This is a genomic window from Gephyromycinifex aptenodytis, from assembly GCF_012277275.1.
Lineage (GTDB): Bacteria > Actinomycetota > Actinomycetes > Actinomycetales > Dermatophilaceae > Gephyromycinifex > Gephyromycinifex aptenodytis.
The window spans coordinates 1165660-1190358 of the sequence record NZ_CP051155.1 but is presented as its reverse complement, the minus strand read 5'-3'; the positions used below and the strand labels follow the sequence as shown (position 1 = coordinate 1190358).

Annotated in this window: 24 protein-coding genes; 10 read left to right on the top strand and 14 right to left on the bottom strand. The window is 67.3% G+C overall.

Translation table 11 applies throughout. The features are described from left to right. The first annotated feature begins 50 nt into the window (after window positions 1-50). Both G9V96_RS05000 and G9V96_RS04995 read left to right on the top strand, forming a co-directional pair. Window positions 51-1292: a PepSY-associated TM helix domain-containing protein gene (locus G9V96_RS05000; protein WP_168582056.1), complete on the top strand. Its 1242-nt coding sequence runs from the start codon at window positions 51-53 to the stop codon at window positions 1290-1292. 190 nt (window positions 1293-1482) lie between these two features. Then, window positions 1483-1920 (top strand): DoxX family protein, encoded by a 438-nt coding sequence (locus tag G9V96_RS04995; protein ID WP_168582055.1) that lies wholly within the window; start codon window positions 1483-1485, stop codon window positions 1918-1920. Window positions 1921-2070: 150 nt separating this feature from the next. Here the strand turns inward: G9V96_RS04995 and G9V96_RS04990 are convergent, their stop codons facing one another. From G9V96_RS04990 to G9V96_RS04965, 6 genes are all read right to left on the bottom strand, one after another. Beyond that, window positions 2071-2817: a type 1 glutamine amidotransferase gene (locus G9V96_RS04990; protein WP_168582054.1), complete on the bottom strand. Its 747-nt coding sequence runs from the start codon at window positions 2815-2817 to the stop codon at window positions 2071-2073. A gap of 5 nt (window positions 2818-2822) precedes the next feature. After that, window positions 2823-3332, bottom strand: a complete 510-nt coding sequence (locus G9V96_RS04985; RefSeq protein ID WP_168582053.1) for a type 1 glutamine amidotransferase domain-containing protein — start codon at window positions 3330-3332, stop codon at window positions 2823-2825. A 10-nt stretch (window positions 3333-3342) separates the two neighbouring features. Next, on the bottom strand, window positions 3343-4500 hold the full coding sequence (locus G9V96_RS04980; protein WP_226913481.1) for an FAD-dependent monooxygenase: 1158 nt from the start codon (window positions 4498-4500) through the stop codon (window positions 3343-3345). Window positions 4501-4597: 97 nt separating this feature from the next. Further along, window positions 4598-5158 (bottom strand): hemerythrin domain-containing protein, encoded by a 561-nt coding sequence (locus G9V96_RS04975; RefSeq protein ID WP_168582052.1) that lies wholly within the window; start codon window positions 5156-5158, stop codon window positions 4598-4600. Between the two features lie 4 nt (window positions 5159-5162). Then, a complete protein-coding gene (locus tag G9V96_RS04970; protein ID WP_264318493.1) occupies window positions 5163-5723 on the bottom strand; it encodes an AMP-binding protein in 561 nt (186 codons plus the stop codon). Window positions 5724-5750: 27 nt separating this feature from the next. Beyond that, window positions 5751-7163: a PucR family transcriptional regulator gene (locus tag G9V96_RS04965; protein WP_168582050.1), complete on the bottom strand. Its 1413-nt coding sequence runs from the start codon at window positions 7161-7163 to the stop codon at window positions 5751-5753. A gap of 183 nt (window positions 7164-7346) precedes the next feature. Here G9V96_RS04965 and gabT point away from each other — a divergent pair, with 183 nt between their 5' ends. From gabT to G9V96_RS04945, 4 genes are read left to right on the top strand one after another with little or no spacing between them, the layout of a single operon-like run. Further along, entirely contained in the window at window positions 7347-8744 is a 1398-nt protein-coding gene (gene gabT / locus G9V96_RS04960) for a 4-aminobutyrate--2-oxoglutarate transaminase (protein WP_168582049.1), read from the top strand. Next, window positions 8741-8896, top strand: a complete 156-nt coding sequence (locus G9V96_RS04955) for a hypothetical protein (RefSeq protein ID WP_168582048.1) — start codon at window positions 8741-8743, stop codon at window positions 8894-8896. The genes gabT and G9V96_RS04955 overlap by 4 nt, the downstream gene beginning before the upstream one ends. After that, window positions 8893-10086, top strand: coding sequence for a CaiB/BaiF CoA transferase family protein (locus G9V96_RS04950; RefSeq protein WP_168582047.1), 1194 nt, complete (start codon window positions 8893-8895; stop codon window positions 10084-10086). Before G9V96_RS04955 ends, G9V96_RS04950 begins: the two co-directional genes overlap by 4 nt. Beyond that, window positions 10086-11291, top strand: a complete 1206-nt coding sequence (locus tag G9V96_RS04945) for an acyl-CoA dehydrogenase family protein (protein WP_168582046.1) — start codon at window positions 10086-10088, stop codon at window positions 11289-11291. The genes G9V96_RS04950 and G9V96_RS04945 overlap by 1 nt, the downstream gene beginning before the upstream one ends. A gap of 288 nt (window positions 11292-11579) precedes the next feature. Here G9V96_RS04945 and G9V96_RS04940 read toward each other — a convergent pair whose 3' ends face one another. Both G9V96_RS04940 and G9V96_RS04935 read right to left on the bottom strand, forming a co-directional pair. Continuing rightward, the gene (locus G9V96_RS04940; RefSeq protein ID WP_168582045.1) at window positions 11580-12284 is read right to left on the bottom strand and encodes a type 1 glutamine amidotransferase; all 705 of its coding nucleotides are present in this window, start codon (window positions 12282-12284) and stop codon (window positions 11580-11582) included. Between the two features lie 93 nt (window positions 12285-12377). After that, complete coding sequence (locus G9V96_RS04935) at window positions 12378-13607, bottom strand: pyridoxal phosphate-dependent aminotransferase (protein ID WP_168582044.1); 1230 nt, start codon at window positions 13605-13607, stop codon at window positions 12378-12380. Window positions 13608-13990: 383 nt separating this feature from the next. Here G9V96_RS04935 and G9V96_RS04930 point away from each other — a divergent pair, with 383 nt between their 5' ends. From G9V96_RS04930 to G9V96_RS04915, 4 genes are all read left to right on the top strand, one after another. Continuing rightward, window positions 13991-14920, top strand: a complete 930-nt coding sequence (locus G9V96_RS04930) for an ABC transporter ATP-binding protein (RefSeq protein WP_168582043.1) — start codon at window positions 13991-13993, stop codon at window positions 14918-14920. Further along, window positions 14917-15804, top strand: a complete 888-nt coding sequence (locus G9V96_RS04925; RefSeq protein WP_168582042.1) for an ABC transporter permease — start codon at window positions 14917-14919, stop codon at window positions 15802-15804. Before G9V96_RS04930 ends, G9V96_RS04925 begins: the two co-directional genes overlap by 4 nt. Further along, entirely contained in the window at window positions 15801-17156 is a 1356-nt protein-coding gene (locus tag G9V96_RS04920; RefSeq protein WP_168582041.1) for a sensor histidine kinase, read from the top strand. The genes G9V96_RS04925 and G9V96_RS04920 overlap by 4 nt, the downstream gene beginning before the upstream one ends. Before the next feature lie 114 nt (window positions 17157-17270). Further along, window positions 17271-17879 carry a response regulator transcription factor gene (locus G9V96_RS04915; RefSeq protein WP_226913479.1) on the top strand — a complete coding sequence of 203 codons (609 nt, stop codon included), beginning with the start codon at window positions 17271-17273 and terminating at the stop codon, window positions 17877-17879. Window positions 17880-17993: 114 nt separating this feature from the next. On the opposite strand, the gene G9V96_RS04910 is transcribed toward G9V96_RS04915, so the two are convergent. The 6 genes from G9V96_RS04910 to G9V96_RS04885 all read right to left on the bottom strand — a co-directional run bounded on the left by G9V96_RS04910 (window position 17994) and on the right by G9V96_RS04885 (window position 24609). Next, entirely contained in the window at window positions 17994-19184 is a 1191-nt protein-coding gene (locus G9V96_RS04910; RefSeq protein ID WP_168582040.1) for an ABC transporter ATP-binding protein, read from the bottom strand. Then, a complete protein-coding gene (locus G9V96_RS04905; RefSeq protein WP_168582039.1) occupies window positions 19181-20230 on the bottom strand; it encodes an ABC transporter ATP-binding protein in 1050 nt (349 codons plus the stop codon). Before G9V96_RS04905 ends, G9V96_RS04910 begins: the two co-directional genes overlap by 4 nt. A gap of 5 nt (window positions 20231-20235) precedes the next feature. Continuing rightward, a complete protein-coding gene (locus tag G9V96_RS04900; RefSeq protein ID WP_168582038.1) occupies window positions 20236-21201 on the bottom strand; it encodes an ABC transporter permease in 966 nt (321 codons plus the stop codon). Window positions 21202-21207: 6 nt separating this feature from the next. Next, window positions 21208-22215 carry an ABC transporter permease gene (locus G9V96_RS04895; RefSeq protein ID WP_168582037.1) on the bottom strand — a complete coding sequence of 336 codons (1008 nt, stop codon included), beginning with the start codon at window positions 22213-22215 and terminating at the stop codon, window positions 21208-21210. A 79-nt stretch (window positions 22216-22294) separates the two neighbouring features. Further along, on the bottom strand, window positions 22295-23965 hold the full coding sequence (locus G9V96_RS04890; protein WP_168582036.1) for an ABC transporter substrate-binding protein: 1671 nt from the start codon (window positions 23963-23965) through the stop codon (window positions 22295-22297). Window positions 23966-24177: 212 nt separating this feature from the next. Further along, entirely contained in the window at window positions 24178-24609 is a 432-nt protein-coding gene (locus tag G9V96_RS04885; RefSeq protein WP_168582035.1) for a CBS domain-containing protein, read from the bottom strand. Between the last annotated feature and the right edge of the window lie 90 nt (window positions 24610-24699).

Below are 24699 nucleotides of genomic sequence, written 5' to 3'. Positions count from 1 at the left end.
AGGAGACGGAATCCAGCAGTGCACAGGTGCTGCAGAAACCACGAGAGCCGGTGGCAGCTAGCACCCGGATCGGCAAGCGGCGCCGCAGTCGGCGGCCGGTGCGACGACTCCTCATCCTCACCCACCGCTGGGTGTCGCTGGTGGCGGGGGCACTGCTGGTTGCGATCGCCACCACCGGGTCGGTGCTGGTTTACGAGCCGGAGATCATGCGGGCCCTGAACTCAGCCGCCTATACGGTGGCTGACCCCGAGGCCCCCGACCAGATCAGCATCGGGGAAGCAGTAGAGAAGGTGCAGCGCGAACACCCTGAGGCCGAAGCGAACTCGGTGGTGCGCGAAGCGGGGGTGTACCGGGTCGACGGGCCCACGACGAGCTACACGGTGGACCCAGCCAGCGGGGAGATCATCGACCAGCTCCGTGACCGACCGCTGTGGCTCGGCTTCTCCAAGAACCTGCATCACTGTTTCCTGACCTGCGAGGAACTGCCCGCGAATGTGTCCGCGCTGGAAACCGACGTGCCCGGCACCGCGTGGCTGACCGGTCGCGACAAACCGGTAGACCTGGCCGGTCTCATCCTGGGTGGCGTCGCCGTGATGTTGCTGTTCCTGGTGGCCTCTGGGCTGTGGCTGTGGTTTCCCCGGCCGCGGCGCTGGCGCAGTGGGTTCACCGTGCGGATGAATCGAGGGCGTTTCGCCCGGGATACCGACCTGCATAAGGTCATCGGTGTCGCGGCGTTGGTCCCGCTTCTCGTCTGGGGGATCACCGGGACCGGTTTTGAGTTCGCAGCCGTCTCCAAGGTCTGGTACGCCCTTACCCCTGGACAGGAGTCAGAGGTGCCTGATCCCGAGTCCGTGGGTTCGGGGCCGGATATCCGGGTCGATCAGGCGGCGGCAGCCGCCCGCGAGGTCATTCCCGGCGGTGAGGTGACCCGCATCAACCTGCCCAAGGGAGACGAACCGGACGCTGCCTACCGAGTCATGCTGCGTGATGGCTACGACGCGATGGCGCGCAGCCGCTACCCCGGCGACCTGCGCGTCGAAGTGCCGCGTTCCGGTGGCGTAGGAGTCATCGTGCGCGGCAACCCCGAGCAGGACCTCACCCAGCGCGTCTGGGAGCAATGGAAATACCCCGCGCATGCCGGTTCTTTCGTCAATCCCTGGATTCGGGCGGTGTGGTTCATCGGTGGGCTCACCCCGCTGGCGCTCATGGTGACCGGTGTCTCTACCTGGCTGTATCGGCACAACTCGGCCAAGCGGCGGGCCGCAGCCAAAAAGGCTGCTGCCGCGCGGTGACCGGACACGACCTGCGCCGTGGCATGACGATCTTGCTGCGGCGCAGGTCGCTGCGCGATGACCTCCTGAGGGTCGCGTCTCGTACTGGCGGCGCTCAGCTACCAGCCCCTGATTCGCCGGAGCCGGGGTATCGCCCACCGATCGTGCGGCGGCGCGCGCCGTGTGCGCCCGCCGAGGGTAACGTGCCGGCATGAACCGCGAACCCGAGCGAATCCCGTTTTCGCAGAACATCACTCGGCTGCTGCTCGGGGCGGTGATGACGTTCGCGGGCGTCTCTCACCTGACGACCGCGCGGGCGGAGTTCCAGGCCCAGGTGCCGGCGTGGTTCCCACTGGATGCCGACTTCGTGGTCATCGCCTCGGGCGTCGTCGAGATCGTGCTCGGAGCTGGCTTACTGCTCCTGCCGCGCTACCGGCGAATCTTCGGGGTGGCGTTGGCCGTGTTCTACGTGCTCATCTTCCCCGGCAACATCGCCCAATACCTCGAACACACCGACGCCTTCGGCCTGGACACCGACGCCAAACGGCTCGTGCGACTGTTTTTCCAACCGCTGCTCGTGCTGGCCGCGCTGTGGGCGGCGGGTGTCCTGCCACGCAGACCGGACGCGCGAGCACACCGCGCACCCTGAGCGCTGCCGCAGCCGAGGACGACAGGTGAGAGCGCATCACCTCCTGAGCCAGATGAGCCGAGGCCGGGCGCCCGGTAGGGCGAAACCGCCCAGGCTTCAGGACGTGCCCGGGTGACGGGCGCTCTCGTGCGCGCCCCGCAGACGCCCAGCTCACAGCTCGTGGTTTGCTGGCGCGCACGCCGGGTCGCCTCGGTGACGGCACACGTGGAAGAACTCGGCAAGCACGGCATCCCAGGCGTGGTCGATGTCCGCGAGCTGGCGGGTGACGTCAGCGGCAGCTTCGGCGGCAGCCTGCGCCTCAGGTGCGTCGCTGGTGTGTGCCCAGCGGTTGACGATGGCGGCGGTGACCTCCGGGTGGCTCTGCATGCCCCAGGCGCACGGCCCGAAACGGGCCGCTTGCACGTGACCGTCCGCGTCGCGCGCCAAAACGGTAGCCCCAGGCGGCAGCGGGTCGACAGTGTCGCCGTTCCACTGCACGGTCACAGAACCGGCCCGCAACTGAGCGAACAGCCGATCCTGCCCGGCCTGCGCCGTCCTCGCGAACGGCCGCACGCCGCGAATCGTCGAACCCATCCGGACGATGTCGCCTCCCAGCGCCACCGCAGCCAGCTGATGCCCCAGGCAGATTCCCAGCATTGGCGTCTGCGAGGCGACGGCAGCACGGATCAGGGCCCTGGTCGCCGGCAGCCACGGCCACGCCTGGTCGTCATGCGCGCCACGTTCGCCGCCGAGCACGATCAACCCGGCAAAGCCGTCCGCGGTAGCGGGCAGCTCATGCCCTTCGAAGGGGCGGCGCACCTCCAGACGGACCCCGGCCCGCGTCGCACGGTCAGCGAGATTGCCGGGTGGGCAGTCGATCTCGTGCTGGATGACGAGAACGTCGTCAGAGTTTTCCAAGACGTTCAGACGTTCAGAGCGTCGAGGAGAGCCTGGTTGAACGCCGGCAGATCATCGGGGACCCGGGACGAAATGAGGTTGCCATCCACAACGAGTTCTTCATCGAGGTATGTCGCGCCCGCGTTGCGGATGTCGTCACGGATTTTGTTCACCGCCGTCACCGTGCGACCGGATAGAACGTTCGCGGAGATGAGCAGCTGCGGTCCGTGGCAGATCGAGGCCACCGGCTTACCGGAGGCGACGAAGCGCCGCGTGAAGGCAACCGCGTCATCATCGATGCGCAGATTCTCAGGGGAGCCGCCACCGGGGATGACCAGCAGGTCGAAGGAGTCCACGTCGGCCCCGGCGATCGTCGCCGTCGCCTCCACGCTGGCGCCCTTCTTCCCGCTGATCGGGCCGGTAGCCGCGCCCAGGACAGTCACCTCGACTCCTGCTGCCTGCAGGGCCTCGATGGGGCTGGTCGCCTCAGAGTCCTCGAACTTGTCCGCCAGAATGATCGCCGCACGCGCCGTCATGGTGCCTCCTTCACAATCGGTTGCCCCCATCCTCGCCGCTGTCCTGCCCCGACACCACCTCGGGAGGTCGGCGCGACCTCGCGGCGCGAGCCAGGCCCCTGCTGCCCAAGGGTGGGCCCGGTGTTCCGCGCGGCGCTGGGACGCGCCGCAGTAGCGCGTCGCGGGCGGGTTGTCCCCGTTCAGCCGCTGCCACCCGCATGAGGGCGCGCGAGGCCACCCGCAACACCTGTCCCGGCAGCAGTCGGCGTCGCTCATACGCGGCCAAGGCGGCAGCCGGGGAACGGCGGGTCTCACTCAGCAGCGAGGCCAGAGTGTGGGCGTCGACGATCGCTTCACAGGCACCTCGGCCCAGGTTGGGGGTCATTGCGTGCGCGGCATCCCCGATGAGGGCGACGCGACCGCGCACCACCCGCGCCATCGGCGGCGCTTCGAAGATGCGTTGCGCCAACGTCGTCGCCGGGTCGGCCTGCGCTAGAAGTTCGCGCACGATCGGGGCGTGCCCGGGCCCGGCCATCAGGGCACGGGCTTGGGCGAGCGCCTCTTCTGGCTCGACATCCTGCGGCCCCAGGGTGCTGCGGAACGCGACGAACCAGTAGGTGCTCTCTCCTGGCGCCGGGGTCAGCCCGAACAGGTCACCGCGACCCCAGTATTCGCCGACATGCTGCGCCAGGGGAGCGCCCGCGCGCATGCCGCGCAATGCCAGCCACGGTGTCGCTCGGGGACCCAGGTCGGTGCCGAACACGGTTTGCCGGACCGCGCTGCGTACCCCGTCAGCGCCGATGACGATGTCAGCCGGGAGCCCACGCGGGTCCGCTACCGCAGCGGTGACCCGCCGGACGTCTGGCGGCATGGCGGCCTCGAGTGCCTCGATCAGTTGGGGCCTGGTGACCATCCGCAAACCGATGCCGTTCATCCCGATCAGCGGCGTCCCGGCCGCGTCCCGAACCAGGCCCCGATCGAGGTGGATCGCCCCATCCACGAGATGTTGCGCCACCCCGATCGAGGCCAGCGCGTGCAGCGCGCCGGGCCACAGTCCGATGGCGGCGCCCGTGCCCCATCGCCCGGGGCGTTCCTCGTACACGGTCACCTCGAACCGTTCCGGCGGCAGACACGCAGCCATCATGAGCCCGGCGATCCCACCGCCGACGATCGCGACCCGAACGCCCACCAGCACTCCTTAGACCTGGAACGGAACTAGACACCTACGCCGACGGCCGGCCCCCGAAAAAAGTTCGGGGCCGGCCGTCGGCAGGTCAGGCAATGCGTCACGGCTTCTCGGGCAGCTCCTCGCTGATGAGGCCGTCTTTCTGGGCACGGTTGACGACGGTGCGCACGTTCTCGATGCGTCCGCAGTCAGCGTCCAGGTGCCGCGAGCGGGCGGCAAGGAAAGCAGCACCGATCTCCATCCGGGCCTTCTCCGGCAGCTCTTCGCGAGCCGGGTTCAGGATCGTCAGCTCTTCCTCGACGAGGTGGTGGTAAACGTAGGCGCTGAGCTTCTCCGCTGCGTCGTCGTACTTTTGAGTGTCGGTGCCCTTGGCTTCCAGAAGCTCCAGGAGCGCCTGGTTTCCTTCGGCGTGTTCTTCGGTGCCGTGCTCGGCCTCGTGTTCGCCGATCTGGTCGGTGCCACGCTTGAATTTGGGGTAGACCGCTTCCTCCTCGGCCTCACCGTGCGCGATGAGCAGAGCGGCGAACGCTTTGCGGGCCGCGTCGCGGTCCAGCGAGGAATTGCGCAGGTCACGCAGCAGGGACTCCAACGTGCGGTGGTCGTCGATGATGACATCGACGATGTCACCTGAGGTCGGGCGGGGGATCGGGAAGTCAGCCATGTAGTCAGCCTAAGCCGGTTGTGGACTCGGCGTTGACCGGCGCGGACCGCTTCACTCCTGGACGTCGTAGAGGGAGCAGGATCTCCCCGTCGTCGGCGATGCGCACCTGGCTGCTGGGCACGATCCGCCCGACCGTGCCGAACCGGGGTTCGCTGTGCAGGTTGTAGAAGGTGACCGCGGTGGATTCGGTCAAGCCGTATCCCTCAGTGAGGGTCAGTCCGGCCGCCGCGAACCACTCCTGCACCTGAGGGCTGAGCTTGGCCGACCCGCAGATGAGGAAGCGGATGCGACCGCCGAGCAGCTCACGCACGCGGCGCAGCACCAGGCGGTCCGCCAGCGCGAACTTGGCGGCGGTGCCCGGCAGCAGAGAGCGCCCCTCGCGCCCCGGTGCGGGGCCACCGTCGCGAACCTCGCCGAGTTCCGCCTCGCGAGCGGCCCCTCGCGCCCCGGTGCGGGGCACCGCGGTGATCACGCCGGCACGCACCTTCTGGAAAATGCGCGGGATCCCGCACACCGCCGTGGGACGCACGGTACGGAGCGAACGCCGGGGCCGGAGGAGCCGGATCGGGGCGGCGCGCCGACCGCACCCGATTCAGGCCAGGCCGCGCGCCCGCAGCAGCAGCCATAGCCGCGCCGCGGTGTCCGGGTCGTTCAGGTCCACGCCGCTGACCTGGCCCGCCAGCGCCACCCGGTGCCGCACGGTGTTGCGGTGCAGCCCGAGTTCGCTCGCGGCCGGATCGAGCCGGCCGCGGGCCCGAAGGAAGGCGGCCACGGCGGCCACCAGATCGGCGCGCTCGTAGGCCGCAATCGCCTCCAGCGCGGTGCTCGGAAGCTGCTCGTCCTCGGGTGGTTCCTGGCGTCCGTCGGTGCGTTTGAGGGCGCGCAGCAGTGCCGGTACCGCATCCCGCACGGCGCCGGGGGACAACGCTGCGCTGTAGACCGAGCGGGCTGCCGGGGCCACGGCTTCCAACGCCACCACCAGGGAGTCGCGCAGGTCCTCCTCATCGGCCCAGATCGCCACTACCTGGCCGCCGGGCAGCTTGATTGCGGCCGCCGGTACCTCGTGGAGGATGTCAGCACCTGCCGGGTCGATCGCCGCCAGACGCACCGTCGCCGGGATGGCCTGCCCGGTGTCTGCGGCCAGCATTGCGGCCGCCTCAGTGTGGCCGCGCAACAGCAGCCACAACAGGTTGCGCTGCTCGGTGAGGCGACGCTGCTCGTGCTGGTCCTCCTCCACCCCCAGCTCCAGCAAGGCCGCTGCGGACAACGCCAGCGACCTCATCTGGGCCGGTATCGGGCGGGGGCAGGCGATGACGACATAGCCGCGCAACCGCCCCCGCCGCGCGACCGGGTACATGACAACGTCGTCCTCGCCCAGCGGGAAGGTTGCGGCGGAGTTCGGCCCGGCCACCTGCAGCCGACTCACCTCCGTCGCGGCCTGCGCGGCCTGGGCTGCCGCCGACCGGGGCCAGGCCACCTCCACCTCGCCGTGCAGCGATAAGTGAGCGGCCCAGCCGCTGACAGCCTCGGCAAGCACCCGGGTGACTGCAGAAGCCGGGGCGGGCCCTTTGGCGGCGCGGACGAGGTTGCGTTGCGCACCGAGCGCGGCGTTGAGGTGCTGGGCGTCCTCTTTGGCGAGCTGGCCCCAGAACTCGCGTGAGATCTTTATGAACGGCGTCGCCAACGGCACCGCGAACAGTGGCAGCCGAGCTCGGTTGCAGGCCCGCACCAACGATGGGGGCACGCTGGCGTGCGCCGGTCCGAGCCCGAAGCCCAGCGCCGCCACCTCGCGCGCGATCAGGCCGGCCACGTAGGCCTCCACCTGCGCCAGTTGGCCGGTGATGTTCATCCCCGTGGTCAGCAACAGCTCACCGCCCTGCAGAAAAGGGGTGGGGTCGACCAATTCGCTGATGTGCACGCCGCTCAGCGGTCCCTCAGCGTCCCAATCGTTGAGCGGGCGCAGGTCGCCTGGCAGCGCGGTCACCAGCGCCTTCAATGTTGGCATCGTCCCAGCATGCGCCGTGACCGCACCGAAAAGTGCACTCTGTACAAAAGTTGAAGAAAGTTGTCACTTTCGCCGATGCACCGGTCTGCGCCGCTCGTTAGCGTTTCGCTCACGCCGTACCCCGAAGGCTTAACGGCGCGCGGGTTTTCCCGTGACACAGACCGCTCGCAAAAGGAGCCCAGCATGAAGCAGCAGCCCGGCCCGACCACAGAAGCACCCGAAGCTCAGGCTCCGGCCGAGGCCTCTTCGACGACTCTGGAACAAAAGCGCGTCGTCAACACCGAAATCCCCGGGCCCCGCTCCCGGGAACTGCACGAACACCGCAAAGCGAACGTGCCCAACGGTTTCGGCATCACTCTTCCGGTCTTCATGGAGGCTGCCGACGGCGGCATCCTGCGCGACGTGGACGGCAACCAGCTCATCGACATGGCCAGCGGTATCGCGGTGACCTCGGTGGGGGCCAACCACCCGGCGGTGGTCGCGGCCATCAAAGCGCAGGCCGACAAGTTCACCCACACCTGCTTCATGGTCACCGAGTACGAACTGTTCCCCAAAGTCTGTGAGCGGCTCAACGCGATCGCCCCGGGTGAGCACGAGAAGCGCACCGCCTTGTTCACCACCGGCGCCGAAGCGATCGAGAACGCCGTCAAGATCGCGCGCTCTTTCACCGGGCGCAGCGAAGTCATCGTCTTCGACCACGCCTACCACGGGCGGACCCTGTTCACCCTTGGCATGACCGCCAAGGAAGCGCCCTACAAGACCGGATTCGCTCCCTTCCCCGAGCACATTCACCGTGCGCCCTACGCCTACCCGCTACACTGGCGCACCGGGGCTGAGAACGCGGCCTCCGAAGCTCTGGCTGCCTTCGAAGCGCTCATCCAGCGCATCGGCCCCGACAAGGTCGCAGCCGCCGTACTCGAACCGATCCAGGGCGAAGGCGGTTTCATCGTGCCCGCTGACGGCTTCATGGCCGGGGTCCGAGAGATCACCAAGAAATACGGCATCGTCATGGTCGCCGATGAGGTCCAGGCCGGGATGGGCCGCACCGGCAAAATGCTCGCCATCGAACACGAAGGCGTGATCCCCGACCTCGTCTGCACCGCTAAGGCGCTCGCCGGCGGCATGCCGCTGTCCGCGGTCACCGGCCGCGCCGACATCATGGAAGTCGTCGGCGCCGGCGGACTGGGCGGCACCTACGCCGGAAACCCGCTGGCCTGCGCCGCCGCGCTGGCCGTACTGGACGAGCTGGAGAAGGACGACACGCTGCTCGCGCGGGCACGGCGCATCGAAGAGATCATCCGGCAAGAACTCCAGCCGCTGGTATCCCAGCAGGGTGTGGTCGCCGAGGTTCGCGGGCGTGGGGCCATGATGGCGCTGGAAATCTGCCACCCCGGCACCAACGAGCCAGACGCGCCGACCACCAAGGAGATCGCCAGCGCCTGCCACGCGCAGGGGGTGGTGGTCCTCACCTGCGGCACTCACAGCAATGTGCTGCGGCTGCTGCCGCCGCTGGTCATCGAGGACGAACTGCTGATCGACGGGCTCCGGGTCATCGCCGAAGCCATCCAGGGGGTCTCGTGAGGGCTGACCCCTCCTATTCGCCGCGAACCGGCTGCGCCGTCGAAAGCATCGAACACACCGACGACGCGCAATTGCGCGGGCTGCTGGCAACAGCAGCCCGCGCCGCGGCGGCAACGGCGGGCGCGCCCGCCGAACCGGAGGTCGACAGATGAGCGGCCCGCTGGATGGTGTGCTCATCGCGGATTTCAGTCGAGTGTTGGCCGGTCCGCTGGCCACGATGACCCTGGCAGACCTGGGCGCCACCGTCATCAAGGTGGAACGGCCCGGCGCCGGCGATGACACCCGCGCCTGGGGCCCGCCCTGGTCCCCGCACGGGGCAACCTATTTCGAGAGCGCCAACCGCTCCAAACAGAGCCTGACCCTGGATTTGTCCGATGCGGCGGACCTCGTCCTGGCCCAAGAACTCGCCCAGCGAGCCGACGTCTTCTTCGAGAACTTCCGCCCGGGGGCCTTGGCCCGATTCAGGCTCGACTACGAATCGGTTCGGGAGCGAAATCCTCAGGTGGTCTACACCTCGATCTCCGGCTTCGGTGCCGGGGCTGGCGCTGACCTGCCCGGTTACGACTTCGTGGTGCAGGCATTGGGCGGGTTGATGAGCGTGACGGGGGCACCGGCCGGGGAACCCACCAAAGTCGGGGTGGCCTTGGTCGATGTCCTCACCGGCAAGGACGCCACCATCGGCACGCTGGCGGCGCTGGCAGCCCGGGATCACAGCGGGCACGGCGCCCACGTTGAGGTGAACCTGCTCAGCAGCCTGCTCGGCGCGATGGTCAACCAAGCCTCCGGCTATCTGGGGGCGGGCTCGGTGCCCCGAGCCATGGGCAATCAGCATCCCTCGATCGCGCCCTACGAGACGCTGCGCGCCCGCGACGGCATCATCGCCGTGGCCTGCGGCAACGACGGGCAGTTCGCCAAGCTCGCTGCGGCCCTGGGCATTCCCGGACTGGCACAGGAGGCTGAGTTCGCCACCAACGTAGCCCGGGTGCAAAACCGGCCCCGGCTGATCCTGGCTCTGGAGGAACGTCTGGCAACCAAGGATGTGGCCACCTGGCAGCGCGAACTCAGCGCGGTCGGGGTGCCTGCCGGTGCGGTCAATTCCCTCCCCGAGGCTTTCGCGCTGGCCGAAGAACTCGGCCTGGCCCCGACCTACGACCTGCCCGGCGCCTCGCCCCAGGTCCGCCACCCCGTCCGGTACAGCGACGGCGTTCTGGTCGAACCGAGCCCACCCCCGCGGCTGGGGGAGCACTCCGCGGCGTTGCGCGCCTGGCTCGCCGGGCCCGCCGACGCTGCGCCACCCCGCCTCACCCCGCCCGTAACGCCCCCGACCGACGAAGGTGAATGATGAGCCACAAGCAGGCACCCAAGAACCGCAACCCGCTGGATCTGGCCGACATCGACGACATCCTCAGCCCTGAGGAGAAGGCGATCCGCTCGGCGGTGCGCCAGGTGTGCGCCGACCAGGTCGACCCGCACATCGCGCAGTGGTTCGAGCAAGGGGAGCTGCCCAATGTGCGTGAGCTCGCCAAGAGCTTCGGCGACGTGGGGCTGCTCGGGATGCACCTCGAGGGCTACGGCTGCGCCGGGATGAGCGCCGTCGACTACGGACTGGCCTGCCTCGAACTCGAAGCCAGCGACTCCGGGATCCGCTCCTTGGTCAGCGTGCAAGGTTCGCTGGCGATGTTCGGCATCTGGCGCTGGGGCTCCGAGGAACAGAAGCAGCAGTGGTTGCCGCAGATGGCCGCCGGGGATGCGATCGGCTGCTTCGGCCTGACCGAACCCGACCACGGCAGCGACCCGGGCAGCATGCGCACCCGCGCCAAGAAGGACGGAGACGACTGGATTCTGAACGGTCGCAAAATGTGGATCACGAACTCACCGGTGGCCGATGTTGCGGTGGTGTGGGCCCAGACCGGGGAAGCCAACGATGGCAGCGGTATCCGCGGCTTCTGCGTCCCCACGAACACCCCCGGTTTCTCCGCCCCTGAGATCAAGCACAAGGCGTCGCTGCGTGCCTCGATCACGGGCGAGATCGTGTTGGACAACGTGCGTCTGCCAGCAGATGCGGTCTTCCCCGAGGTGCGCGGGCTCAAGGGCCCACTGTCGTGCCTGAACGAAGCCCGTTACGGGATCTTGTGGGGGGCGATGGGTGCTGCCCGCAGCGCCTACCAGAGTGCTCTGGAGTACTCCGGGCAACGTCAGCAGTTCGGTCGACCTATCAGCGGCTTCCAGCTCACCCAGGCCAAGCTGGCCGACATGGCCGTCGAGATCACCCTCGGCACGCTGCTGGCGGTGCACTTGGGACGGCGGAAAGACGCTGTCGGTCTGCGGCCCGAGCAGGTCAGCATCGGTAAGCTCAACAACGTCAACAAGGCGATCGAGATCTGCCGCACAGCCCGCACCATCCTCGGCGGCAACGGCATCTCCTACGAGTTCCCCATCATGCGGCATGCGAACAACCTCGAGTCTGTGCTCACCTACGAAGGCACACCCGAGATGCACACGCTGATGATCGGGCAGGCGATCACCGGCCAGGCAGCCTTCCGCTGATCTGCCCGCCGTCCGGCCCTGGTCGCGTAGCTGTGGCCGGGGCCGACTCATATCTGCACTCTCACCCGCGTGCTCCGCAAAAGGCGCGCATCCACGACCAGGATGAGTACCTCGTGAGCTGGCGGGCAGCACACGAGAAGAAGGACCACGTCCTGGGGCGCTGGGACGTCTGGGCCGTCGCCTCCGGGGCGATGTCCGGATTCGGCTGAATTGTTCTGACCGGTAGTTTGCTCGAAGAGGCGGGCATCTTCGGGGCGGCGCTGGTGTTCGTCGCCGGAGGATTTCGGCTCAGGCTGCGCGGGCCTGCAAAGAGAAAAAGGCCTCAAAGACGGGTTCCCAGGCGTTCAACACGTCTTCGCGGCGGCGGAGTTCCGCAAGGGGATCCCCGACCAGGTAGCTACCAGGGGGTGGACCGCCCCGGCTGACCCAGCGACCGACGATGTCGGGGTCGACCTCGGGATGGCCCTGGAAGCCCCAAGCGCGCGGCCCGTAGCGCACGACCTGGGGGAAACCGGGGCAATCCTCGGCCAGAACAACGGCACCTGCGGGCAGTTCGGTCGGCAGCAGCGGACTCCAGGACACCCAGGCGGTGTCCTCCTCCAGTGCCTGTAGCAGCGGGTCGGGGGGAGCCTCGGGGGTAGGGCACAACGAGACCAGCCCGGTGTGGACTGCCGCCGCGGGCAAGGTCACGGTGCCCCCCAAAGCGGTGGCCAGGACATGCCCCCCGGCGGCGATGCCCAGCACAGGCACCTCGTGGGCGACGGCGCGCGTCAGTAGGCGTTTGAGGTCGACCAGCCACGGGTGCCTGGCGTCGTCATAGGGGCCCACCGCGCCACCGAGGACGACCAGGCCCTCGACGTCCCTGATCGGGGGCAGGGGATCGCAGCGGTAGGGCCGACGCAGTTCGACATTCACGCCCGCCGCCTGGGCCCAGGTCAGCAGCGCGCCCGGCGGCGAACAGTCATCTTGCTGGACAAGAAAGCAGGAGTCCACCTGATGACCGTAGTTAAAAAGGCCGCGCTCGGGCAGTTAACGCGCCCAGCAAGATAGTTGTCTTTTCAACAACCCGAGCCTGCGGTTAAGGCCTCAGGCGCTCACCCGCCCGGCGCGCAGCTTGCCCAAGAAAGTCTCGATGCGCCCGATGGCCTCCTGGAGGTCCTGCACATGCGGCAACGTCACGATGCGGAAATGGTCGTGGTGCGGCCAGTTCAGGCCGGTGCCTTGGACCACGAGCACCTTCTGATCGCGGAGCAGTTCCAGCACGAACGCCTCATCGTTCTCGATCGGGTAAACGTGCGGGTCGAGGCGAGGGAAGGCGTACAACGCGCCCTTGGGCATGGTGCAGGAGACGCCGGGAATCTGGTTGAGCAGATCAATGGTCACGTCGCGCTGCTCGCGCAGGCGCCCGCCCGGAAGGATGAGTTCGTTAATGCTCTGGCGTCCGCCCAGGGCCGTGGCGACGGCGTGCTGAGCCGGGTGGTTGGCGCACAGCCTCATGTTGGACAGGATGTCCAGGCCCTCCAGGTAGTTCTGCGCGTGCTCCTTAGGGCCGGAGATCACGAGCCAGCCGCTGCGGAAACCGGCCACGCGGTAAGCCTTGGAGAGACCGTTGTAGGTCAGGCACAGCAAGTCCGGGGCCAGCGATGCCGTCGGCACGTGCACTGCGTCGTCGTAGAGGATCTTGTCGTAGATCTCGTCCGAGAGCAGGATCAGGTCGTGGCGGCGGGCCAGTTCCACCATGGCCTCCAGCACCTGCTGGGAGTAGACCGCACCCGTGGGGTTGTTCGGGTTGATGATGACCAGCGCCTTGGTGCGCTCGGTGATCTTGGCCGCCAGATCCTCTAGATCCGGGGCCCAATCCTGCTGCTCATCACACAGGTAATGCACCGGGCGCCCACCCGCCAGCGATACGGTCGCCGTCCACAGTGGGTAGTCGGGGGCGGGGATGAGCACCTCGTCGCCGTCGTCCAGCAACGCCTGCAAGGTCATCGTGATGAGCTCGCTGACGCCGTTACCGAGATACACGTCCTCAACATCGAGGCCGCTGATGCCGCGCTCTTCGTAATGCTGCACGACGGCCCGCCTGGCCGGCAGGATCCCCTTGCTCTCCGAATAACCCTGCGCCGTCGGGAGTTGGCGCCGCATGTCGGACAGGATCTCCTCAGGGGCATCGAAGCCGAAGGGCGCAGGGTTGCCGATGTTGAGCTTGATGATGCGGTGTCCCTCATCTTCCATCCGTTTCGCCTCGGCCGGAACAGGCCCACGAATGGCGTAATGGATGTTCTGAAGTTTGCGGGACTGGGAGATGGAGCGCATAGATCAATCATGACAGCGCCGTCTGCGCAGTGGATGTGGTGGTCAACGACGGCGCCACCTGCACCGATCCCAGTAGAAGTTGCGGAATCTTCTTGTGTGCCGCCAGCTACCGTCGATAGGAACACGGAGCGTGGCGGGCGGCGGAGGAGGGGCCGCCGCCCGTCACGCGCCGCCTCGTAACGCGCGGAGGGCGCAGAGTCGGATTGCGGACGCTGAGGTTTGCTCGCGTTCCCATCCTGACCTGCGCCTTCCGTGTGTCTACGGTCTCTGAGCGCTCGCTGGGGGCCGCCATGACAGATGTCATCGCCGGGCCGTGGAATCAGCACCTACATGGATGCGCACCGGCACCGTCCCCGTCCCCGATCGCGATCGATGATGAAGACATGGACATCCCGCTCGTGAGCGCCACCGCCCTGACCCGCCGGTACGGCCACCCCCGCACCGGCTTCGAGGCGGTGCGTGGCATCGACCTTGACGTGCACCCCGGAGAACTCTTCGCACTGTTGGGTACCAACGGCGCCGGCAAGACCTCGACGATGGAGCTCTTGGAAGGCTTGGCCCGCCCGACCTCGGGCACGGTGCAGATCGCCGGCCTGGACCCCTACACGCATCGGCGCGTACTGCGACCGCGGATGGGGATCGTCCTTCAGGAAGCCGGCTTCTCCGGCGATCTGACGGTGATCGAGACGGCGCGGATGTGGGCCGGCACCATGGCGGCGCCCCGGCCGGTGAAGGAAGCGCTCGCGCTGGTGGACCTGGTGGATCGAGACGGGGTTGCGGTCTCCAGCCTCTCCGGTGGGGAACGCCGTCGTCTCGACCTGGCGCTGGCGATCATGGGGCGCCCACAGATCCTCTTCCTGGACGAGCCCACGACGGGGCTGGACCCGGAGAGTCGACACCGAGCTTGGGAGGTGTTGACTCGCCTGCTCGAAACCGGGACGGCGATCGTGCTGACGACGCACTACCTTGAAGAGGCCGAACGGTTGGCGGATCGTATTTCGATCATGCACGCCGGCCGGATCGCGACCAGCGGCACCGTGGCAGAGATCGTCGCAGCACAGCCGGCCACCATTTCGTTCCGGCGCCCGGTGGGCTGTGCGCTACCGACCCTGCCCGGGGCGGAGTGCAGCCTCCAGGACGATCAGGTGAAGCTGTATACCCACCAGTTGCAGACGACATTGCGAGCGCTGCTGGACTGGGCCGGCGACGACGTCGAGTTGAGCCAGCTGTCAGCGTCGTCGGCGTCCCTGGAACAGGCGTTCCTGGCGATCGCCGAGCAGGGTGCGCCCGAACCGCAGGCTGAGGCCGCATGAACGCCCAACGTCGATCCTCGTCCCACCCCGATGCGCAGGAAGGCGCCGTGAAGAACATGACCACCCAATCCGGCCCCCGGACTGTGGCGGGGGAGCCTGTCCAACCGGCTTCGCGGTTGGCGCAGGTGCGGGCCCTAGCCGGCGCCGAGACCAAGCTGTTGCTGCGTAACAAGGTCGCGCTCGTGAACACGCTCCTGCTGCCCGGCCTCATGGTGCTCTTCTTCAGTGGCCTCAACCGGGAGCAGTTCGGCAGCTTCGGCGCTTTCGTTCCGACGATGGTGCTGGGCACCGCGCTGATCTTCGTCGTCTACTACACCCTGGTCACTGCGCTGGTCGCCCGGCGCGAGGCCGGCGTGCTGCAGCGGCTGCGCACCGGGGAAGCCAGCGATGCCACGATTCTGCTCGGGCTGGCGTTGCCGTTCATCCTCATCACCTTCGCTCAGAGTGCTCTGGCTGTGCTGGGCGCGAGTCTGTTCCTCGGGGTGGGGCTGCCAGTCAACCTTGCCCTGGTGGTGCTGGGCATGGTCTTGGGGGCCGCCGTGTGGACGCTGCTCGGCATCGCCTCCACGGGCATGACCCGTTCGGTGGAGCACGCTCAGATCACGACGATGCCGGCGATCTTCATCCCGTTGCTGCTGTCGGGTCTGTCCCTGCCACTGCAGTTCATGCCTGAGGTTGTGCAGCGAATTGCAGCCTTGACCCCGTTGCATCCCGTCGTGGAACTCATGCGGTACGGAATGGCCGGCGTCGAGGCCGACGGCTCGATGCTAAGCCTGAGCCAGGGGATTGTGGCCTCTGTCGAGCCGACGCTGGTGTTGCTTGGTTGGGTGGGGCTCGGCCTGTGGCTGGTGCGCCGCTACCTGCGTTGGGTGCCGCGTCGATGAGGTCGCTACGCCACCGCCTGGCCCGTCCTGGGGGCAGCACCTCCCTGCAGCGCCCTCAAAGCGGGCAGCACGCTGCGCAGGAGGATGAGGCACTTATGGTGCGTGACCCGGTTGCCGTGCGCGATTTGCGGCGCTTCGAGAACTACTCGCGATGGTCGATGTACATCTCCATGGTGTTCCTCGGGTTGTTCGCGACAGCCGGGGCCGCTTCCCTGGTCGTGCAGATGCGTAAAGAATCCCCGCTCGCGCCGCTGCTGGGGGCCGACATCCTGCCCATCGCGGTGGGTGCCGCGGTCGGGCTGAGCATCCTGTTCACCGCCCTGGCCGTAGCTGTGACCGAGTTGCTGTTCCGCGGTCAGCGGGTGCCCCGACCGCTGAGCTGGGGTTTGGGGGTGAGCGCCGCCTGCCTGGCGCTGTTGTCCCCGCTGTTGACACCGGTCGATTCCGTGTACGAAGCCGGTGCGGGTGCCTGGTTGGGCACGGCGCCCTGGGTCATCTGCATCTGCGTGGCAGCGTTGAGCCCGGCGTATCGCTGGCGGGCGCTGTTGCGCGGGGTGGGTTGTTATGCGGGGGCGCTGGGGTTGGCCTACCTGGCCGCAGGGCATCCCCTGGGCGCCACATGCCTCTATGTCCTGTTGCCGATCTTCTACGGCCTGCTGGCCATCCCGGTGTCCCTGGTGACGTGGTGGATGGTCGATGTGGTTCGGCGACTGGATCGGGCCCGGGGGGTCGCGGCCCAGCTGGCAGTGGCTGAGGAACGCCTGCGATTCTCCCGCGACCTCCATGATGTCTTCGGGCGGACCCTGTCCAGTGTCGCCGTCAAGAGCGAACTCGCAGCCGAACTGGCCCGCCGCGCCGACCCGCGGGCCATCCAGGAGATGCTCGAGGTGCGTGAACTCGCTCAGCGGAGCCTGCGGGATGTCCGCGGAGTGGTGCGGGACTACCGCCAGATCGTTTTCGCCGACGAGTTGGCCGGGGCTCGCTCGGTGCTTCGCTCGGCTGGCATCCCTACCCGGGTCCAGGGCCTGCACGGGTTCAGCGATGCGGTCAGCGAATCGGGCGGGCGCGCCCTGGCCTGGGTGGTTCGTGAAGCGACGACGAACATACTCCGTCACGCCAGTCCCACCTGTGTGGAGTTCACCGGCTCCCGCGAAGGGGGAATGGCTCACCTGACCATCCGCAACGACAGGGTTCGACGGCAGAAGGCTGGTCAGCCGGCCGGCACCGGGTTGGCCGGGCTGAGTGAGCGCATCGAAGCGGTGGGCGGCACCTTCAGCGCGCAGCGCCACGGTGAGTCGTTCGTCGTGCAGGCATGGGTGCCGCTAACCGATGAGTCTGCTGCCGATGAATAGCGGGACCGGCGGGACTGCGGCCCTGCAGCCCCGGTGCCCAGTCAGCAGCGTCGACTCCGTGCGCAGGCTGACTCGGGTGGGGCGCCCGCCGCAGCAGCGAGGTCGTAACCTGCCATGGTGATCCGACTCCTGCTGGCCGATGACGAGAACATGTTTCGCGATGCGCTGGCCATGCTGTTGGGGCTGCAGGACGACTTCGAGGTCGTCGCCCAGGCAGCATCGGGCGCCGAAGCGCTGGCGATGGGCAGGGCCCACCAGGTCGATGTCGCAGTCCTGGATCTGCAGATGCCAGGCATCGACGGGATTGCCGTCGCCGAACAACTGCTGGCGTCCAACCCCGAGCTCGGGTGCCTCATCGTCACCAGTCACGGCCGCCCCGGCTACTTGAAGAAGGCGCTGCAGTGCGGCGTTCGCGGTTTCGTGCCCAAGACGAGTTCGGCCACGGTGCTGGCGGAGGCCATCCGCACCGTGCACGGCGGTAGTCGCTACGTCGACCCTGAACTTGCTGCAGACGCGATTGCGGCCGGCGCCAACCCGCTCTCACCGCGCGAAGCCGACGTGCTGGAACTCGCGGGGGCCGGTGCGCCGGTGGAAGAGATCGCCGCTCGGGCGCACCTGTCGCCGGGGACGGTGCGCAACTACTTATCGGCTGCGGTGGCAAAAACCGGCGCCGCGAATCGTCACGAGGCGGTCCATCTGGCGCGGGCGCAGGGCTGGATCTGAGCCGGAGCCCCTGTTGCGGCGACCCCGCACCGGGTCCGGCAGCATTCGGCGAAGCGGGTGGGCAGACAGCGCCGCCAGGACCGGCTCCCGGTCGTGCCTGCCCCGACGCGACGCCTAGAGTTCGGACAGCGACGCCGGGCCGGTGAAGCTGCCAGTGACGCCCACCGGGTTGGCGGGGCCTTCCGCCCGCGGCGCGATGCCGCCGGAATCGGCCGAGATCGCATGCGGGGTGATCGCACCGCCGGCGATCTCTCGGGCATAGTGGCAGGCCACTTTGTGGGGACGGGACATCGTGGCGCTGCCGACTGTGTCGATGACGCGCAGTTGCGGTCGTTCGGTGTCGCAGCGTGTTTCCTGTCGCCACGGGCAGCGCGTGTGGAAGCGACAGCCACTGGGCGGGTTGGCCGGGCTGGGTAGGTCACCGGTGAGCAGCACCCGCTCCCGGCGGTCCTCCACCACTGGGTCCGGCACGGGCACTGCCGACATCAACGCCCGGGTGTAGGGGTGCAACGGCTCGGCGTAAAGGTCGTCCGCGTCGGCTTCCTCGACCAAACCGCCCAGATACATCACCCCGACGACGTCGCTGATGTGGCGCACCACAGCCAAGTCGTGGGCCACGACCAGGTAGGTCAGGCCGAATTCTTCCTGCAGGTCTTCCAACAGGTTGACCACCTGGGCCTGCACCGAGACGTCCAGAGCGCTGACCGGTTCGTCGGCCACGATGAGCTTGGGGTTGACCGACAATGCTCGGGCGATGCCGATCCGTTGGCGTTGCCCGCCGGAGAACTCGTGCGGGTACTTACGTAACGCGGCGGTCGGTAACCCCACGGCGGTAAGCAGTTCACACAGCCGTGCGCCTGCTGCCGACTTGTCGGTGAGCAGCCCGTGGGCCTGCATGCCCTCCAACAACAACGCCTCGATGGATTGGCGCGGGTCCAGGCTGGAGAGTGGGTCTTGGAAGACCATCTGCATGTGCTTGCGCGCCCGGCGCAGCTTCTCGCCCTTCAGCGAGGCGATGTCAACACCGTCGAAGTGCACGCTGCCGGCGGTCAGGTCCTCGAGATTGAGCAGCGCCCGCCCGAAGGTCGATTTACCGCAACCTGATTCACCCACCAGTCCGTAGGTCTCGCCGCGGTGGATCTGCATGTCGACGCCATCGACCGCGTACACATGCCCGACCGTGCGATCCAGGATGATCCCGCGGTTGATAGGAAAGTGCACCTTGACGCCCTGAGCGTCCACGAGCACATCCTGCTCAGGGGACTGTTGGGTGTGCGCGCGCTGCGACGTGGTGGCGGGGCTCATGCGGTGACCTCACTGAGGGGGTTGTGGCAGCGCAGGGCGCGGCATTGGGCCGGTTCCGGCGCGGCGCTCATCAACTCGGGGGTGCGTTCGCGGCAGACGTCGACGGGTTGGGAGCAGCGCGGGGCGAAGGCGCATGCGCTCGTCCACGGGAGGTTGTCGTTGACGGAGCCGGGGACCGGGGAGAGCCGCTGACCGCGAGGGGCATCCAGGCGCGGCACCGAAGCGAGCAGGCCGGCGGTGTAGGGGTGTTTGGGGTCAGCGAACAACTCGTGGCGGTCGGCGCGCTCGACGATCCGGCCGCCGTACAGCACGTTGACCCGGTCACAGATCCCTGCCACGACCCCGAGGTCGTGGGTGATCATGATCAGCGCCGTACCCGTCTCCTGGACCAGGTCGCGCAGCAGGGTGAGGATCTGGGCTTGGATGGTCACGTCCAGCGCGGTCGTGGGTTCGTCGGCGATGAGCAGGCGCGGCTCGCAGGCCAGGGCCATCGCGATGAGCGCGCGTTGGCGCATCCCGCCGGAGAGTTGGTGCGGGTACTCCTTCAGTCGCCGGTTGGGGTCGGGGATGCCTACCTTGCGTAGCAGATCCTCGGCTTGTCTCATCGCTTCGGAGCGTTTGAGCCCGCGGTGGCGTTCGATGACTTCGGTGACTTGGAGGCCGATGGGCACCACCGGGTTCAGCGAGCTGAGCGGGTCTTGGAAGATCATGGCTACGTCGCGGCCGCGGCGATCACGCATCGCGGCGTCACCGAGGGTGAGCAGGTCCGTGTCTTCGAATTCCACAGTTCCGCTCACCCGGTTGCCACGCCGGGGCAGCAGCCCCATGATCGCCAGCGAGGTCACCGACTTCCCGCAACCGGACTCGCCGACCAGCCCGACCGTCTGTCCCGGGTGGACATCGAAGGAAACATGGTCGACCGCGGTGAAGGGTTCGGTTCCTTGCCGGATGAACTCCACGCTCAGGTCGCGCACCCGCAGCAGGGGGCCATCACCGGGTGCGGCCTGCGGGCGCTTCGTGCTGGATGTTGCGCTAGAGCCGCTCATGGTCCTCATCGCCTCGTCTTGGGGTCCAGCGCCTCACGCAGCGACTCACCCATCAGGGTGAAGCCCAGCGCGACGACGATGATGCAGATCGCCGGGTAGAAAGCCAGATGCGGGTAGCCGGCCAGGTATTGCTGCGCGGCGCCGAGCATCTGCCCCCATTCCGGGGCGCGATCATCGGGATTGCCCAGCCCCAAGAAGGACAACGCTGCGGCATCGATGATGGCCACTGCCAGCACCAGCGTTGCTTGCACGATTACCGGTCCGAGGGCGTTGGGGAGCATGTGTCGAAACACGATGGGCGCCTTCTTGACGCCTAACGCCCGAGCGGCCAACACGTGGTCGCTGTGCCGTTGGGCGATCATCGAGCCGCGCAGCAACCGGGCGAAAATCGGAATCTGCACGATGGCGATGGCGATGATCACCGTCCACTGCGAGGGCTGAGAGAAGATCGCGGCGATGGAGAACGCCATGAGCAGGCTGGGGATGGAGAGCATCACGTCGACGAGGCGCATGACCAGTGCGTCGATCCAGCCGCCGAAGGCGCCGGCCAAGGTCCCCAGGATCAGCCCGCCAGTCAGCCCGCCGACGGTGGCGAAGACGCCGACGTACAGCGTCTGACGGCTGCCTGCGATCAACCGCGAGAGCAGGTCGCGTCCCGCTTGGTCAGCGCCGAGGGGAAAGCCAGGCTGCGGGCCCGGGACAGGATTGGTCTGCTGGCGCACCTGTTCGATGAGCAACTGGGCTGCTGGATCATGCGGGGTGATCCAGGGCGAGAGCAGCGCCAGGACGACGAACAGCGAGACGATGCCGAGCCCGATGAGGAATAGGACGTTGCGGCGCAGCCGACTCCAGGCGCTGGCCAGCAGACTGACGCCCTCTCCTTCGGCGACGGTTCCGGCGTCCGCGACGGCCAGCGAAGCGCCGGGGGTGGCGGCCAGTGAGTCAATGCGTGCTTTCTTACGCGAGTTCATGGGCGCTCACCTGGTCCGGACGCGCGGGTCGATGACGGCGTAGAGCACATCGACGAGCAGATTGACGAAGACGTAGACCGCCGCCGCGGCCAGGATCAGCACTTGAAGCACGGCGTAGTCGCGCCGCTCGAAGGCCAATGCAAGCGCTTCGCCGATGCCGGGAAAGTTGAAGACACGCTCGGTCAACACCGCACCGGCCAGCAGTGCCCCGATCTGCAAACCGATCGTGGTCACCACCGGCAGCATCGCGTTGCGCAGCACATGGCGGTTACGGATCACCGCTGAGGTCAGACCTTTCGCCTCGGCGGTTCGGACATAGTCCTCGTCCAGCACGTCGAGGACGCTGGCCCGCGTGATGCGGAAGATCACCGCGAACGGGATGGTCGACAGCGCCAGGGCAGGCAGCACGAGGTGCTTCAGGGCGCTCCAGACGGCGTCCCACTCCCGGGTCACTACTCCGTCCAACAGAAAGAACCCGGTGACGCGAGTGGCGTTGATCGGGTCTTGGCGACCCGAGACCGGTAGCCACCCCAACTCGACGGCGAAGACGTACTTCAGCAGGAACGCCAGGAAGAAGACCGGTACGGCGACCCCGACCAGGGACATCAGCACCCCACCGGTGTCCAGGACCCCGCCGCGGTGGCGGGCGGCCAGATAGCCCGCAGGTACCCCGACGATCACCGCCAACACGATTGCCACCACCGACAACTCGATGGTGGCAGGCAGGCGGGAAAGCAGGATCTGCAAGGCGTCCACGCCGGGCAGCACGCCGGTGGAAGGGCCGAAATCGCCGTGTGCCGCGCGACCGAGGAACTTCAGGTACTGCACCCAGATGGGTTGGTCAAGGCCGAGCGCGGCTTGGAGTTGGGCGCGGGTTTCCGCAGTTGCGCGCTCGCCCAGAAGCGCTGAGACCGGCCCGCCGGGCAGAGAACGCAGCCAGGCGAAGAGCAGGATGGACAGGACGAAAACGACGCCCACCATCTGAAGAAGACGTCTGAAAATGTAACGCAGCACAGGTGGACCTCCGAGCCCGTCGAGGCGGGCGTCCCCTTCCGGTCACACTGCCGGCAGGGGAAGCCCGTGGGTCAAAGCATCAGCCGCCGAGTTCGACCTGGTCGAAGGTCTCATCGGTGAGCGGGCTCGGAGTGACTCCGCTGACGCCCTTGGCCAGCACAATCGCCGGCGGGGAGTGGCTGATCGGGATGGCCGGCAGGTACTCGGTCATGATCTGCTCGTTGAGCTTTTCGTACTTGCCGGTGCGCTCGCCCTCATCAACCGTGGAGTCGGCGTCCTGCAGGGCGTCCTTCAAAGGTTGACCCCACGGATAGTTGGAGGTCTTGAAACGGTTCTCGGTGTCGCCGAAGAACGTGCCGATGAAGTTGTCCGCGGTGTTGTAGTCCCCGGTCCACCCGAGCAGGAACAACCCGGCCTGACCGGCGTCGACCTGGTCCAGGTAACCACCGTTCCAGGGCTTGACCGTGGGCTTGACCTTCAGGCCGACGGCCTCGAGGTCGGTGCGAATCGCTTCGTAGATCTTCTGCGGTGCAGGCATATACGGCCGCGTCACCTCAGAGGGGTACCAGAAGTTGACCGTCATCCCTGCGGCGCCGGCCTCGGTCAGCATCTGCTTGGCCTTGGCCGGGTCGTAGGCGGGGACCTTGAGGTCCTTGTTGTACCCGGCGACGGTGTCCGGGACGAACTGCGAGGCGGCGGTCGCGCCCTCGGGCAGCTGGGTCTTGACGATCTGCTCGCGGTTGATGGCGTGCATGAGCGCCTGGCGCACCTTGAGGTCTTTCAACTCCGGCATCGTCGTGGAGTTCATGCCGAGGTAGAGAATGTTGAAGGCGGGGCGCACCTTGACCTCTGCCCCGGCCCCCTTCAGCGCCTGCCAGTCGACCGGGTTCGGGAAGTCATAGCCCTGGATGCTGCCTGCCTGCAGTTCCTGACGGCGGGCGCTCTCGTCCGGGATGATTTTGAAAACCAGCTTGTCGATCTTGGCCTTTTCACCCCAGTAGTCATCGAACTTCTTCAGCGTGATCGTCTTGTTGGCCTGGTCGTAGGAACCGAACTGCATCGGGCCGGTGCCGACCGGGTGTTCCATGGCGTACTCGGGGAAAACGAAGCCTTCACCTTGGGCGGTGACGGTGTTGGCGTTGTACTTCTCCATCGCGGTCGGGCTCTGCATCGAGAACGAGGGCAGGCCGAGCAGGGCCGGGAACTTGCTGGTCACGCGGGTTAGGCCGAGCTCGACGGTAGTCGGGTCCTTGACCGTGCAGAATTTGTACAGGGAAGGCTCCTTGCCGTCCTTGAATCCGCCGAAGTTATCGAACCAGTACTGCGAGACTGCCGCGGTGGCGCCGGCGCCGGTCTGGTTGTACATGCGCTCGAAGTTCTTGCAGACCGCGTCAGCGTTGAAATCGGTGCCATCGTGGAACTTGACGTCTTCACGCAATTTGAAGGTCCAGGTCAGGCCGTCCTCGCTGGGTGTCCATTCAGTAGCCAGGCCCGGTTCGGGGTCGGCGGTCCCGTCCTTGAAGCCGACGAGGCCTTGCATCATCTGCCGCGAGACGCGGAAGGTCTCGCCGTCGGTGGCGTAGAAGGGGTCGAAAACCTTGGGTGCCCCGGCGGCGCCGAAGGTGAAGGTTCCACCACCCGATCCTGAACCGCCGCCTCCTTCCTCACGTTGCGATTCAGCGCAGGCGCTGAGCCCGAGGACGAGGAAAGACGAGGCTGCGATGGCAGCAACTGAACGGCTTCTGAACATTTTTGGGCCTCTCTGACGTGGCCGCGAACACTCGACCGGGGAATGTGCGTGACCCTAAGACACTCGAAGGGTGATCCACATCACATGTGACCCATTGTGATCTATTTGCGACCTCTTCGCCCGTTGAGCGGACACAAAAAATCCCCGTGTGCTCACCGAGCACACGGGGATTCCATGGGGGAATGAGCGGGAATGCCGCCCATTCCCCAGGGTCACTGCTGGATGTAACCGACTAGGTCGTCGCGTTCGCTTTCCAACATCTGGGTGCGCGCCTTGACGACGTCGCCGATGCTGACAATGGCCATGAGCTTCTTGTCCTCATCGACCACGGGAACGTGGCGGAAGCGGTGCTCGGTCATCATCCCGGCCAGATCGGCGACGACGGAGGACTGGGTGCAGGTGTAGACATCGGCCGACATGATGTCGCGCACCGGGGAGGCCAACAGTTCGGCGCCGACCCGTGGCAGGTGCCGGACGACGTCTCGCTCACTGACGATGCCGTCGATGTGGGAGCCGTCGGCGGAGACGACGACGGCGCCGATCCCGTGTTCGGCCAGCAAGGAGAGAAGGTCGGCCACCGAGGCGTCGGGCGCCACGGTGACGACGTCGGAGCCCTTGGCGCGGATGAGGTCGCTGATACGCATGCACCAACGGTAGTGGCGCGGGACGGCCAACGGTGCGGGGTAACCCGGCGACTTGGGGCGGGCGCCGGAGGCAGGGGAATCCCGTCTGTC

Excerpts from the sequence above, each read along its gene's own strand:
- G9V96_RS04995 (WP_168582055.1), top strand. The coding sequence starts at position 1,483 with ATGAACCGCGAACCCGAGCGAATCCCGTTTTCGCAGAACATCACTCGG.
- G9V96_RS04985 (WP_168582053.1), bottom strand. The coding sequence starts at position 3,332 with ATGACGGCGCGTGCGGCGATCATTCTGGCGGACAAGTTCGAGGACTCT.
- G9V96_RS04975 (WP_168582052.1), bottom strand. The coding sequence starts at position 5,158 with ATGGCTGACTTCCCGATCCCCCGCCCGACCTCAGGTGACATCGTCGAT.
- G9V96_RS04965 (WP_168582050.1), bottom strand. The coding sequence starts at position 7,163 with ATGCCAACATTGAAGGCGCTGGTGACCGCGCTGCCAGGCGACCTGCGC.
- gabT (WP_168582049.1), top strand. The coding sequence starts at position 7,347 with ATGAAGCAGCAGCCCGGCCCGACCACAGAAGCACCCGAAGCTCAGGCT.
- G9V96_RS04950 (WP_168582047.1), top strand. The coding sequence starts at position 8,893 with ATGAGCGGCCCGCTGGATGGTGTGCTCATCGCGGATTTCAGTCGAGTG.
- G9V96_RS04945 (WP_168582046.1), top strand. The coding sequence starts at position 10,086 with ATGAGCCACAAGCAGGCACCCAAGAACCGCAACCCGCTGGATCTGGCC.
- G9V96_RS04935 (WP_168582044.1), bottom strand. The coding sequence starts at position 13,607 with ATGCGCTCCATCTCCCAGTCCCGCAAACTTCAGAACATCCATTACGCC.
- G9V96_RS04930 (WP_168582043.1), top strand. The coding sequence starts at position 13,991 with ATGGACATCCCGCTCGTGAGCGCCACCGCCCTGACCCGCCGGTACGGC.
- G9V96_RS04925 (WP_168582042.1), top strand. The coding sequence starts at position 14,917 with ATGAACGCCCAACGTCGATCCTCGTCCCACCCCGATGCGCAGGAAGGC.
- G9V96_RS04920 (WP_168582041.1), top strand. The coding sequence starts at position 15,801 with ATGAGGTCGCTACGCCACCGCCTGGCCCGTCCTGGGGGCAGCACCTCC.
- G9V96_RS04915 (WP_226913479.1), top strand. The coding sequence starts at position 17,271 with ATGGTGATCCGACTCCTGCTGGCCGATGACGAGAACATGTTTCGCGAT.
- G9V96_RS04910 (WP_168582040.1), bottom strand. The coding sequence starts at position 19,184 with ATGAGCCCCGCCACCACGTCGCAGCGCGCGCACACCCAACAGTCCCCT.
- G9V96_RS04905 (WP_168582039.1), bottom strand. The coding sequence starts at position 20,230 with ATGAGCGGCTCTAGCGCAACATCCAGCACGAAGCGCCCGCAGGCCGCA.
- G9V96_RS04900 (WP_168582038.1), bottom strand. The coding sequence starts at position 21,201 with ATGAACTCGCGTAAGAAAGCACGCATTGACTCACTGGCCGCCACCCCC.
- G9V96_RS04890 (WP_168582036.1), bottom strand. The coding sequence starts at position 23,965 with ATGTTCAGAAGCCGTTCAGTTGCTGCCATCGCAGCCTCGTCTTTCCTC.
- G9V96_RS04885 (WP_168582035.1), bottom strand. The coding sequence starts at position 24,609 with ATGCGTATCAGCGACCTCATCCGCGCCAAGGGCTCCGACGTCGTCACC.